A 13288-nucleotide genomic window follows, 5' to 3' on the forward strand; every position below is an offset into this window, starting at 1 on the left:
TGCGCGCCCCAACAACTTTGCCCTGATTGTTAGGGGCTCTTCAGTGTGAAAAAAAAGCCGTGAAAAGCCAACGACCTGTAAACCTAGACCTAAGGACCATCAAACTCCCAGTCACTGCTTACACGTCCATTCTTCACCGTATTTCCGGTGTCATCCTCTTCGTCAGCCTGGCCATCATGCTTTATGCATTGGACAAGTCGCTCGATTCGGAAGAAGGCTTCGGTCAGGTGAAAGCGTGTCTGACCAGTCCGCTAGCCAAGCTAGTGATTTGGGGCATCCTGTCCGCCTTGCTGTATCACTTGGTCGCCGGTGTGCGCCACTTGATCATGGACATGGGCATCGGTGAGACGCTGGAAGGCGGCAAGCTGGGCTCGAAAATCATTATCGCCGTGTCTGCGGTGCTGATCGTTCTGGCAGGAGTCTGGATATGGTAACCAACGTCACGAACCTTTCGCGTTCGGGCCTCTATGACTGGATGGCCCAGCGTGTGTCTGCGGTCGTTCTCGCGGCTTACTTCATTTTCCTGATCGGATATGTCGTGGCAAACCCTGGCCTGGGCTATGCCCAATGGCATGAACTGTTCGCAAACAACTGGATGCGTATCTTCAGTCTGCTGGCACTCGTCGCACTGGGCGCTCACGCCTGGGTCGGCATGTGGACCATCGCGACCGACTACCTGACGCCAATGGCGTTCGGCAAATCGGCGACTGCCGTACGTTTCCTCTTCCAGGCAGTATGCGGCGTTGCGATGTTCGCTTACTTCGTCTGGGGTGTGCAGATTCTCTGGGGTATCTGATCCATGGCTAACATTCCAACGATTTCTTTCGACGCCATCATCATTGGTGGTGGCGGTGCCGGCATGCGCGCAGCGCTGCAACTGGCACAGGGCGGTCACAAGACTGCCGTGATCACCAAGGTTTTCCCGACCCGTTCGCACACTGTATCCGCCCAGGGCGGCATTACCTGCGCCATTGCTTCGGCCGATCCGAACGATGACTGGCGCTGGCACATGTACGATACCGTCAAGGGTTCCGACTACATCGGTGACCAGGACGCTATCGAATACATGTGTCAGGAAGGCCCGGCCGCGGTGTTCGAGCTGGACCACATGGGCCTGCCGTTCTCACGTACCGAAACCGGCCGCATCTACCAGCGTCCGTTCGGTGGTCAGTCCAAGGACTACGGCAAGGGCGGCCAGGCTGCGCGTACTTGCGCGGCGTCCGACCGTACCGGTCACGCACTGCTGCACACCCTTTATCAGGGCAACCTGAAGGCCGGTACCACGTTCCTGAACGAGTACTACGCCGTTGACCTGGTGAAAAACCAGGACGGCGCCTTCGTCGGCGTGATTGCGATCTGCATTGAAACCGGCGAAACCACCTACATCCGCGCCAAGGCCACCGTGCTGGCGACCGGCGGTGCTGGCCGTATCTACGCTTCCACCACCAACGCCCTGATCAACACCGGTGACGGCGTCGGCATGGCCTTGCGTGCTGGCGTTCCGGTGCAAGACATCGAAATGTGGCAGTTCCACCCGACCGGCATCGCCGGCGCCGGTGTACTGGTGACCGAAGGTTGCCGTGGTGAAGGTGGTTACCTGATCAACAAGCACGGCGAGCGTTTCATGGAGCGTTATGCTCCGAACGCCAAGGACCTTGCCGGTCGCGACGTCGTGGCTCGTTCGATGGTTAAAGAGATCATCGCCGGCAACGGCTGTGGCCCGAACGGCGACCACGTGATGCTCAAGCTCGACCACCTGGGCGAGGAAGTGCTGCACAGCCGCCTGCCAGGTATCTGCGAGCTGTCCAAGACCTTCGCTCACGTCGACCCAGTCGTTGCGCCGGTTCCAGTGGTTCCAACCTGCCACTATATGATGGGCGGCGTTGCCACCAACATCCACGGCCAGGCGATCACCCAGAACGCCGAAGGCGTCGACGAAATCATCCCTGGCCTGTTCGCAGTGGGTGAAGTGGCGTGCGTATCGGTTCACGGTGCCAACCGCCTGGGCGGCAACTCGCTGCTCGACCTGGTGGTCTTCGGCCGCGCTGCCGGCCTGCACCTGGAGAAGGCGCTGTCCGACGGTATCGAGTACGACGACGCCACCGACGCCAACATCGAAGCGGCCCTGGCGCGTTTGTCCGCCCTGAACGAGCGTACCGAAGGCGAAGACGTGGCGACCCTGCGTCGCGAGTTGCAAAACTGCATGCAGAACTACTTCGGTGTATTCCGTACCGGCGAATACATGCAGAAGGGTATTGCCCAGCTGGCACAATTGCGTGAACGAATCGCCAACGTGAAGATCAACGATAAGTCGCAGGCGTTCAACACTGCCCGTATCGAAGCGCTGGAACTGCAGAACCTGCTGGAAGTGGCTGAAGCTACCGCCATCGCTGCCGAAGTACGTAAAGAGTCCCGCGGCGCTCACGCCCGTGAAGACTTCGAAGATCGTGACGACGAAAACTGGCTGTGCCACACCTTGTACTTCCCGGGTGAAAAACGCGTCTCCAAGCGTGCCGTGAACTTCTCGCCGAAGACTGTTCCGACTTTTGAACCTAAGATTCGGACTTATTAAGGGTGGCCGCCATGTTGCAAGTCAGTGTTTATCGCTACAACCCTGATCAGGACGCTGCGCCGTTCATGCAGGATTTCCAGGTCGATACCGGTGGTAAGGACCTGATGGTGCTGGACGTGCTGGCCCTGATCAAGGAACAGGACGAAGGTTTTTCCTATCGTCGCTCTTGCCGCGAGGGCGTTTGCGGCTCCGACGGCATGAACATCAACGGCAAGAACGGCCTGGCCTGCATCACGCCGCTGTCCGCCGTGGTCAAGGGCAACAAGCTGATCGTTCGTCCGCTGCCAGGTTTGCCGGTTATCCGTGACCTGGTCGTCGATATGAGCATCTTCTACAAGCAATACGAGAAGGTGAAGCCATACCTGCAGAATGACACGCCGGCTCCGGCCATCGAGCGTCTGCAGTCTCCGGAAGAGCGTGAGAAGCTCGACGGTCTGTACGAGTGCATCCTGTGCGCTTGCTGCTCGACCTCGTGCCCATCCTTCTGGTGGAACCCGGACAAGTTCCTGGGCCCGGCCGCCCTGCTGCAAGCGTACCGCTTCCTGGCAGACAGCCGTGACACCAAGACGTCCGAGCGTTTGGCTGCACTGGATGACCCGTTCAGCGTATTCCGCTGCCGCGGGATCATGAACTGCGTCAACGTCTGCCCGAAAGGCCTGAACCCGACTAAGGCCATCGGTCACGTACGTAACATGTTGCTGCAAAGCGGCGTGTGATTCAGCTGCTGTACCCGTAGAACCGCTGTACCCGTAAAGGCCAGGGCGTGGGCTTCAACCCGCGTCTTGGCTATAACCAGAACAGCCGCTCACAAAGCGGCGGTTCTTATTTTGAAGAAATGAGACAAGCAGGGGCATCCGGGCTGGTACCCGGACTATCAGCGTGATCCTAAGTGGCTTGTTTTAGTCGCTGCACTCGGACTTCTGCAAGTTTGCTCGGTGTTTTCGCCGGTGGTGTTCCCCTAATCGAGGGTGACCAAGCATGCAAGAAAGCGTGATGCAGCGCATGTGGAACAGTGCCCACCTCTCCGGTGGTAACGCTGCCTATGTGGAAGAGCTCTACGAGCTCTACCTGCACGACCCTAACGCTGTGCCAGAAGAATGGCGCACCTACTTTCAGAAGTTGCCGGCTGACGGTAACTCTGCCACTGATGTTTCGCACTCGACGATTCGCGATCATTTCGTGCTGCTGGCAAAGAACCAGCGCCGCGCTCAACCGGTGTCTGCCGGCAGCGTGAGCTCCGAGCACGAGAAGAAGCAAGTTGAAGTGCTGCGACTGATCCAGGCCTACCGGATGCGAGGCCACCAGGCAGCCCAGCTCGACCCGCTGGGGCTGTGGCAGCGTCCTGCACCTGCAGACCTGTCGATCACTCACTACGGCTTGACCAATGCCGACCTTGATACGACCTTCCGTGCCGGCGACCTGTTCATCGGCAAAGAGGAAGCGAGCCTACGCGAAATTCACGAAGCGTTGCAGCAGACATATTGCCGCACCATCGGCGCTGAATTTACGCACATCACCGATTCCGAGCAGCGCCAGTGGTTCCAGCAGCGTCTGGAAAGCGTTCGTGGCCGTCCGACGTACTCCGCCGAGATCAAGAGCCACTTGCTCGAGCGCGTCACTGCCGGTGAAGGCCTGGAGAAATACCTGGGCACCAAATACCCGGGCACCAAGCGTTTCGGCCTGGAAGGCGGCGAAAGCCTGATTCCGATGCTCGACGAGCTGATCCAGCGTTCCGGTTCCTACGGCACCAAGGAAGTCGTCATCGGCATGGCCCACCGTGGCCGTCTGAACGTGCTGGTCAACACCTTCGGCAAGAACCCGCGCGAGCTGTTCGACGAGTTCGAAGGCAAGAAGAAGGTCGAGCTGGGCTCCGGTGACGTCAAGTACCACCAGGGCTTCTCGTCCAACGTGATGACCACCGGCGGTGAAGTCCACCTGGCCATGGCATTCAACCCGTCCCACCTGGAAATCGTTTCCCCGGTGGTCGAGGGGTCGGTCCGTGCCCGTCAGGATCGTCGCAACGACCCGACTGGCGAGAAGGTGCTGCCGATCTCCATCCACGGTGACGCGGCATTCGCCGGTCAAGGCGTGGTCATGGAAACCTTCCAGATGTCGCAGACCCGCGGTTTCAAGACCGGCGGCACCGTGCACATCGTGATCAACAACCAGGTCGGCTTCACCATCAGCAACCCGCTGGACTCGCGTTCCACCGAGTACGCAACCGACGTCGCGAAAATGATCCAGGCGCCGATTCTCCATGTGAATGGCGATGACCCGGAAGCCGTGCTGTTCGTGACTCAGTTGGCCATCGACTACCGCATGCAGTACAAGCGCGACGTGGTGATCGACCTGGTCTGCTACCGTCGTCGCGGCCACAACGAGGCCGACGAGCCAAGCGGCACCCAGCCGTTGATGTACCAGCAGATCGCCAAGCAGCGCACCACCCGTGAACTGTATGCCGAGCGCCTGACCCAAGGCGGCGTGTTGGATGCCGAGCGCGTCCAGGAAAAAGTCGATGAATATCGCAATGCCCTGGATAACGGCCTGCACGTTGTAAAAAGCCTGGTCAAAGAGCCGAACAAAGAGCTGTTCGTGGACTGGCGTCCTTATCTGGGCCATGCCTGGACCGCGCGTCACGACACCCGTTTCGACCTCAAGACCCTGCAGGAACTGTCCGCCAAGCTGCTGGAAATCCCGGAAGGCTTCGTGGTTCAGCGCCAGGTCGCGAAAATCTACGAAGACCGGCAGAAGATGCAAGCCGGCGGCCTGCCGATCAACTGGGGTTACGCTGAAACCATGGCGTACGCGACCCTGGCGTTCGAAGGTCACCCGATTCGCATCACCGGCCAGGATGTAGGTCGCGGTACTTTCTCGCACCGCCACGCGGCGCTGCACAACCAGAAAGACGCCAGCACCTACATCCCGCTGCAACACCTGTACAAAGGCCAGCCCCGTTTCGACCTGTACGATTCGCTGCTGTCCGAAGAAGCCGTCCTGGCGTTCGAATATGGCTATTCCACCACCGAGCCGAATGCGCTGGTGATCTGGGAAGCCCAGTTCGGCGACTTCGCCAACGGCGCCCAGGTGGTTGTCGACCAGTTCATCACCAGCGGCGAGCACAAGTGGGGCCGTCTCTGCGGTCTGACCATGCTGTTGCCACACGGTTATGAAGGGCAGGGGCCGGAGCACTCTTCGGCACGTCTGGAGCGTTACCTGCAACTGTGCGCCGAGCACAACGTCCAGGTCTGCGTACCGACCACCCCGGCACAGATCTACCACCTGCTGCGTCGTCAGGTCATCCGTCCGCTGCGCAAGCCGTTGATCGTGCTGACACCGAAGTCGCTGCTGCGTCACAAACTGGCGATCTCCACGCTCGAAGATCTGGCCGAAGGCTCCTTCCAGACCGTCATTTCGGAAATCGACACCCTGGACGCGGCGAAGGTGACTCGCCTGATCCTGTGCAGCGGCAAGGTCTACTACGACCTGCTGGAAAAACGTCGTGCCGAAGGCCGCGAAGACATCGCCATCGTGCGTATCGAGCAGCTTTACCCGTTCCCGGAAGAAGACCTGATGGAGGCCATCGCGCCTTACACCAACCTCACCCACGTGGTGTGGTGTCAGGAAGAACCGATGAACCAGGGCGCGTGGTACAGCAGCCAGCATCATCTGCGTCGCAGCATTGGCAACCATAACAAGGCCCTGGGCCTTGAATATGCTGGCCGTGATGCTTCCGCTGCACCTGCGTGTGGTTATGCGTCGATGCACGCCGAGCAGCAGGAAAAACTGCTGCAAGATGCTTTCACTGTTTAACGCCTTCGCGCTGACTGAAACCGAATTTTAAGGACCCACAGATAATGGCTATCGAAATCAAAGCCCCGTCATTCCCGGAATCGGTTGCCGATGGCACCGTTGCCACCTGGCACAAGAAACCAGGCGAGGCCGTCAAGCGTGACGACCTGATCGTCGACATCGAGACCGACAAGGTCGTGCTGGAAGTATTGGCCGAAGCTGACGGCGTGCTGGGCGCAATCGTTGCCGAGGAGGGCGCTACCGTTCTGTCGAACCAGGTCCTGGGCTCGATCGAAGAAGGCGGCGCTGCCGCCGCTGCTCCTGCCGCCGCCGCTGCACCGGCTGCCGCCCAGGCCGCTGCTCCAGCTGCCGACGGCGAAGACGATCCAGTCGCTGCGCCTGCTGCGCGCAAGATCGCCGAAGAGAACGGCATCAACATCGCTTCCGTTGCCGGTACTGGCAAGGGTGGTCGTGTGACCAAGGAAGACGTGGTTGCCGCCGTTGCCGCCAAGAAAGCCGCTCCAGCCGCCGCACCCGCCAAGCCAGCCGCGCCTTCTGCTGCCGCGCCGGTGTTCGCTGCCGGTGATCGTGTTGAAAAACGCGTTCCGATGACCCGCCTGCGGGCCAAGGTTGCCGAGCGTCTGGTCGAAGCCCAGTCGAACATGGCGATGCTGACCACTTTCAACGAAGTCGACATGACCGAAGTCATGGCCCTGCGTTCGAAGTACAAGGATCTGTTCGAGAAGTCCCACAACGGCGTACGCCTGGGCTTCATGTCGTTCTTCGTCAAGGCTGCCACCGAAGCGCTGAAACGTTTCCCGGCCGTCAACGCGTCGATCGACGGTTCCGACATCGTCTACCACGGCTACGCCGACATCGGTGTTGCGGTTTCCAGCGACCGTGGCCTGGTGGTCCCGGTACTGCGTAACGCCGAGCTGATGAGCCTGGCCGAAATCGAAGGCGGCATCGCCACCTTCGGCAAGAAGGCCCGTGACGGCAAGCTGTCCATCGAAGAGATGACCGGCGGTACGTTCACCATCACCAACGGTGGTACATTCGGTTCGATGATGTCGACCCCGATCGTCAACCCGCCGCAAGCGGCTATCCTGGGCATGCACAACATTCTGCAACGTCCGATGGCGATCAACGGTCAGGTCGTGATTCGTCCGATGATGTACCTGGCACTGTCCTATGATCACCGCCTGATCGACGGTAAAGAAGCCGTGACTTTCCTGGTAACCATCAAGAACCTGCTTGAAGATCCGGCTCGTCTGCTGCTGGATATCTGATTTCGCCGCGAGGGCCGGTCGGTTGACCGGCCTCTTGCTGAAACAACCGGTTTCGTCCCCACGACGGTCACCACAAGTGACCGTCCGGTTTGATTCGAAAAGGAATGACTCATGACTCAGAAATTCGACGTGGTAGTGATTGGTGCGGGCCCTGGCGGCTACGTAGCGGCCATCAAGGCCGCGCAACTTGGCCTTACCACTGCCTGCATCGAGAAATACACCGATGGCGAGGGCAAGCTGGCCCTGGGCGGTACTTGCCTGAACGTCGGTTGCATTCCATCCAAGGCGCTGCTGGACAGCTCCTGGAAGTACAAGGAAGCGAAAGAAAGCTTCAACGTCCACGGTATCTCCACCGGCGAAGTCAAGATGGACGTCGCAGCGATGGTTGGCCGCAAGGCTGGCATCGTCAAGAACCTGACCAGCGGTGTTGCCACCCTGTTCAAGGCTAACGGCGTGACCTCGATCCAAGGCCACGGCAAGCTGTTGCTGGGCAAGAAAGTCGAAGTGACCAAGCCAGACGGTTCGGTTGAAGTGATCGAAGCCGAGAACGTGATCCTGGCACCGGGCTCGCGTCCGATCGACATTCCACCGGCTCCAGTCGATCAGAACGTGATCGTCGACTCCACCGGCGCCCTGGAATTCCAGTCCGTGCCAAAACGCCTGGGCGTGATCGGCGCTGGCGTGATCGGCCTGGAGCTGGGTTCGGTCTGGTCGCGCCTGGGCGCACAAGTGACCGTGCTCGAAGCCCTCGACACCTTCCTGATGGCCGCTGACACCGCGGTTTCCAAGGAAGCGCTGAAGACCCTGACCAAGCAAGGCCTGGACATCAAACTGGGCGCTCGCGTGACCGGTTCCAAGGTCAACGGTGAAGAAGTCCTGGTGAACTACACCGACAGCAACGGCGAACAGACCATCACCTTCGACAAGCTGATCGTTGCGGTCGGCCGTCGCCCGGTGACCACCGATCTGCTGGCTGCCGATAGCGGCGTGGAAATCGACGAGCGCGGTTTCATCCAGGTTGACGATCAATGCGCCACCACTGTACCAGGCGTCTTCGCCATCGGTGACGTGGTACGCGGCATGATGCTGGCGCACAAGGCGTCCGAAGAAGGCATCATGGTCGTCGAGCGCATCAAGGGCCACAAAGCCCAGATGAACTACGACCTGATCCCATCGGTCATCTACACCCACCCGGAAATCGCATGGGTCGGTAAAACCGAGCAGGCCTTGAAAGCCGAAGGCGTTGAAGTTAACGTCGGCACCTTCCCGTTCGCCGCCAGTGGCCGTGCCATGGCAGCCAACGATACCGGTGGTTTCGTCAAAGTGATCGCCGATGCCAAGACGGACCGCGTGTTGGGCGTTCACGTCATTGGCCCAAGCGCTGCCGAACTGGTACAGCAAGGCGCGATCGGTATGGAATTCGGCACCAGCGCTGAAGACCTGGGCATGATGGTCTTCTCCCATCCGACCCTGTCTGAAGCCTTGCACGAAGCGGCCCTGGCCGTAAATGGCGGCGCCATCCACGTGGCCAACCGCAAAAAGCGTTAATAGACAATAAGAAACCACGGCGGTATGGCCCGTCGTGAGCCTTGCGAGCAAGACTCACCGCGGAATATCCGCTGGACGCAGCCTTGCGTAGCCGAACCGGTTGACCGGAAAGCTACGCAAGCAGCAGTCACAGGTGGTGCGGCACCAGAACGGTGCAGCACCGAATGCGCAGTACCTAACGAAGACGGTAATAAGCATGAATCTTCACGAGTATCAGGGTAAGCAGCTGTTCGCTGAGTACGGCCTGCCAGTTTCCACCGGTTACGCGGTAGACACCCCGGAAGCGGCAGCAGAAGCTTGCGACAAAATCGGCGGCAGCGAATGGGTTGTCAAAGCCCAGGTTCACGCCGGTGGTCGCGGTAAAGCGGGCGGCGTAAAGCTGGTTCGCAGCAAAGAAGACGCCAAAGCCTTCGCACAGCAGTGGCTGGGCAAGCGTCTGGTGACTTACCAGACTGACGCCAACGGTCAGCCAGTCACCAAGATCCTGGTTGAATCGTGCACTGATATCGCTAAAGAGCTGTACCTGGGCGCGGTCGTTGACCGTTCGAGCCGCCGCATCGTGTTCATGGCTTCCACCGAAGGTGGCGTGGACATCGAGAAAATCGCTCACGACACCCCTGAGAAAATCCTCAAGGCCACCATCGACCCACTGGTTGGCGCACAGCCATTCCAGGGTCGCGAGCTGGCATTCCAGCTGGGCCTGGAAGGCAAGCAGGTCACTCAATTCGCCAAGATCTTCGTAGGTCTGGCCAAGCTGTTCCAGGACCACGACCTGGCGCTGCTGGAAGTGAACCCGCTGGTGATCAAGGCCGACGGCGACCTGCACTGCCTCGATGCCAAGATCAACATCGACGCCAACGCCATGTACCGTCAGCCTAAGCTGAAGACTTTCCACGATCCGTCGCAGGACGATCCGCGCGAAGCGCACGCTGCCAAGTTCGAACTGAACTACGTGGCCCTGGAAGGTAACATCGGCTGCATGGTCAACGGTGCCGGCCTGGCCATGGGTACCATGGACATCGTCAACCTGCATGGCGGCAAGCCAGCCAACTTCCTCGACGTGGGCGGTGGTGCTACCAAGGAACGCGTAACCGAAGCGTTCAAGATCATCCTGTCCGACACCAACGTCGCTGCAGTACTGGTCAACATCTTCGGCGGCATCGTTCGTTGCGACATGATTGCCGAAGGCATCATCGGCGCCGTGAAAGAAGTCGGCGTGAAAATCCCGGTTGTTGTTCGCCTCGAAGGCAACAACGCTGAGCTGGGCGCTAAAGTACTGGCAGAAAGCGGTTTGAACATCATCGCTGCTACCAGCCTGACCGACGCTGCTCAACAAGTTGTCAAAGCTGCGGAGGGCAAATAATGAGCGTCCTGATCAATAAAGACACCAAGGTTATCTGCCAGGGTATTACCGGTTCGCAAGGTAGTTTCCACACCCAGCAAGCCCTGGAATACGGCACCAAGATGGTTGGCGGCGTAACTCCGGGCAAAGGCGGCACCGAGCACCTGGGCCTGCCAGTGTTCAACACCGTGAAAGACGCTGTAGCTGCCACTGGCGCCACCGCCAGCGTGATCTACGTTCCAGCTCCTTTCTGCAAGGATTCCATCCTTGAAGCAGCGTTCGGCGGCATCAAGCTGATCGTTTGCATCACCGAAGGCATCCCGACCATCGACATGCTGGAAGCCAAGGTCAAGTGCGACGAGCTGGGTATCACCCTGATCGGTCCTAACTGCCCAGGCGTGATCACTCCAGGCGAATGCAAGATCGGCATCATGCCAGGTCACATTCACTTGCCAGGCAAGGTCGGTATCGTTTCCCGTTCCGGCACCCTGACTTACGAAGCCGTGAAGCAGACCACTGACGCCGGTTTCGGTCAGTCGACTTGCGTCGGCATCGGTGGTGACCCGATCCCAGGTTCGAACTTCATCGACATCCTGAAGCTGTTCCAGGAAGACCCGAAGACCGAAGCGATCGTCATGATCGGTGAGATCGGCGGTTCCGCTGAAGAAGAAGCTGCTGCCTACATCAAGGCCAACGTGACCAAGCCGGTTGTTTCCTACATCGCTGGTGTGACTGCTCCTCCGGGCAAGCGCATGGGCCATGCTGGCGCAATCATCTCTGGCGGCAAAGGCACTGCAGACGAGAAGTTCGCTGCACTGCAAGACGCAGGCGTGAAAACCGTGCGTTCGCTGGCAGACATCGGCAAGGCCCTGGCCGAGCTGACTGGCTGGGAAATGAAGAAGTAAGCTTCGGCTGACTTTTTCGTTCCAGCAACAAAGGCCACCTTCGGGTGGCCTTTGTCGTTTCTGGCCGTGTGACTGGGAAATATGTAGAGGGGGCTCTTGTGGCGAGGGGAGCTTGCTCCCGCTCGGCTGCGCAGCAGTCGTAAACCATACAGCGCCGCTTTACCTGAATAGATCCGGTTGTCTGTATTGGGGCTGCTGCGCAGCCCAGCGGGAGCAAGCTCCCTCGCCACAGGGGCACTCTAGATACTGGGGAGACCCGGAAAAATAGATACGTAAACGCGACACGGGGACGTCGCACATCGGATACTTCGCCCCTTTACAGTGCGTTTTATCGCCAAATTCGTTAGGCTAGCAGCCATTTTTGCGACTGCTGCCCACAAGGAAGCGACGCGCTAAACGGGTCGGTCTTATACGGATCGACAGCATTTCCCTCACCCATAAGGGAAATCCCCTCTCTAAATTCCGATTCAGTAGTGTGGTTTCCTTAATGAAAGTGTTGAAAGGCCAGGACATCCTGGCACTTGGTTTCATGACATTTGCCCTGTTCGTCGGGGCCGGCAACATCATCTTCCCGCCTATCGTCGGTTTGCAATCCGGGCCTCATGTCTGGATGGCGGCGCTGGGCTTTTTGATCACGGCGGTCGGCCTGCCGGTTATCACCGTCGTCGCACTGGCCAAGGTCGGTGGCGCGATGGATGCCTTGAGCAGCCCCATCGGCAAGGTCGCCGGCGGCTTATTGGCAGCGGTGTGCTACCTGGCAGTCGGCCCGCTGTTCGCCACGCCGCGTACCGCCACCGTTTCGTTCGAAGTCGGCCTCGCACCGTTGACCGGCGAAAGCCCGCTGGCGCTGTTGCTCTACAGTGCAGCGTATTTCCTCCTGGTGTTCTTCATCTCGCTCTACCCGGGCCGCCTGCTGGACACCGTTGGCCGTTTCCTCGCACCATTGAAAATCATCGCCCTGGCCGTGCTGGGGATCGCGGCGTTTGCCTTGCCCGCTGGCGATATCGGCGTGGCAACTCCCGAGTACGTTGCGGCGCCATTTTCCCAGGGGTTCATCAATGGTTACCTGACCATGGATACCCTCGGTGCGCTGGTGTTCGGCATCGTTATCGTCAACGCGATCCGCTCCCGGGGCGTCGAGTCGCCGGCCCTGATCACCCGCTACGCCATCATTGCCGGGCTGATCGCCGGGGTGGGCCTGGCACTGGTCTACGTCAGCCTGTTCCGCCTGGGTTCGGGCAGCCATGAAGTGGCAGTGGGCGCGACCAACGGCGCTGCTGTGCTGCATGCCTACGTGCAACACACGTTCGGCAGCCTGGGCAGCGGTTTCCTGGCAGTGCTGATCTCCCTGGCGTGCCTGGTGACCGCAGTCGGCCTGACCTGCGCCTGCGCCGAGTACTTCAGCCGCGTGTTGCCGCTGTCCTACAAGACGCTGGTGGTGATCCTGGCGGCGTTCTCGCTGTTGGTGTCCAACCTGGGCCTGACCAAGCTGATTGCTTTCTCGATCCCGGTCCTGACCGCGATCTACCCGCCGTGCATCGCCCTGGTGGCCCTGAGCTTCTGCAAGGACTTCTGGCACGAGCAGGGGCGCATCGTTGGCCCAGTGATGCTGGTGTCGTTCCTGTTTGGCCTGATCGATGCGCTCAAGGGCGCCGGGCTGGCGGATTGGATGCCGACGCAACTGGCCCACCTGCCGCTGAGCGAACAAGGCCTGGCCTGGCTGGTGCCTTCGGTGATGACCCTGGCGGTCGCGGTGGTGTGTGATCGTCTGCTGGGCAAGCGCAGCGAAGCACTGGCTTAAGCAGCTTCAGGCAGATTCACCGGCTACAACCGAAATGCCCCG

The 13288-nt window shown here is 59.8% G+C and carries 10 protein-coding genes; all 10 read left to right on the plus strand.

The window, feature by feature from the left end; all coding sequences use genetic code 11:
• The first annotated feature begins 59 nt into the window (after positions 1-59).
• Positions 60-434: a succinate dehydrogenase, cytochrome b556 subunit gene (gene sdhC, locus GN234_RS26450; RefSeq protein ID WP_003179220.1), complete on the plus strand. Its 375-nt coding sequence runs from the start codon at positions 60-62 to the stop codon at positions 432-434.
• Positions 428-796 carry a succinate dehydrogenase, hydrophobic membrane anchor protein gene (gene sdhD / locus GN234_RS26455; protein WP_003204438.1) on the plus strand — a complete coding sequence of 123 codons (369 nt, stop codon included), beginning with the start codon at positions 428-430 and terminating at the stop codon, positions 794-796. The genes sdhC and sdhD overlap by 7 nt, the downstream gene beginning before the upstream one ends.
• A 3-nt stretch (positions 797-799) precedes the next feature.
• Positions 800-2572, plus strand: coding sequence for a succinate dehydrogenase flavoprotein subunit (gene sdhA, locus GN234_RS26460; RefSeq protein WP_116833183.1), 1773 nt, complete (start codon positions 800-802; stop codon positions 2570-2572).
• Between the two features lie 11 nt (positions 2573-2583).
• Complete coding sequence (locus tag GN234_RS26465) at positions 2584-3288, plus strand: succinate dehydrogenase iron-sulfur subunit (protein ID WP_018610098.1); 705 nt, start codon at positions 2584-2586, stop codon at positions 3286-3288.
• 262 nt (positions 3289-3550) lie between these two features.
• Positions 3551-6382, plus strand: a complete 2832-nt coding sequence (locus GN234_RS26470; RefSeq protein WP_109754461.1) for a 2-oxoglutarate dehydrogenase E1 component — start codon at positions 3551-3553, stop codon at positions 6380-6382.
• Between the two features lie 44 nt (positions 6383-6426).
• Positions 6427-7650, plus strand: coding sequence for a 2-oxoglutarate dehydrogenase complex dihydrolipoyllysine-residue succinyltransferase (odhB, locus tag GN234_RS26475; RefSeq protein ID WP_176689296.1), 1224 nt, complete (start codon positions 6427-6429; stop codon positions 7648-7650).
• 111 nt (positions 7651-7761) lie between these two features.
• Positions 7762-9198 carry a dihydrolipoyl dehydrogenase gene (gene lpdA, locus GN234_RS26480; RefSeq protein ID WP_109754460.1) on the plus strand — a complete coding sequence of 479 codons (1437 nt, stop codon included), beginning with the start codon at positions 7762-7764 and terminating at the stop codon, positions 9196-9198.
• Positions 9199-9394: 196 nt separating this feature from the next.
• Entirely contained in the window at positions 9395-10561 is a 1167-nt protein-coding gene (gene sucC / locus GN234_RS26485) for an ADP-forming succinate--CoA ligase subunit beta (protein WP_003179235.1), read from the plus strand.
• The gene (gene sucD / locus GN234_RS26490; protein ID WP_014339581.1) at positions 10561-11445 is read left to right on the plus strand and encodes a succinate--CoA ligase subunit alpha; all 885 of its coding nucleotides are present in this window, start codon (positions 10561-10563) and stop codon (positions 11443-11445) included. The genes sucC and sucD overlap by 1 nt, the downstream gene beginning before the upstream one ends.
• A gap of 487 nt (positions 11446-11932) precedes the next feature.
• A complete protein-coding gene (brnQ, locus tag GN234_RS26495) occupies positions 11933-13246 on the plus strand; it encodes a branched-chain amino acid transport system II carrier protein (protein ID WP_116833182.1) in 1314 nt (437 codons plus the stop codon).
• Positions 13247-13288: the final 42 nt, after the last annotated feature.

Source organism: Pseudomonas bijieensis, from assembly GCF_013347965.1.
GTDB classification, from domain to species: Bacteria; Pseudomonadota; Gammaproteobacteria; order Pseudomonadales; family Pseudomonadaceae; genus Aquipseudomonas; species Aquipseudomonas bijieensis.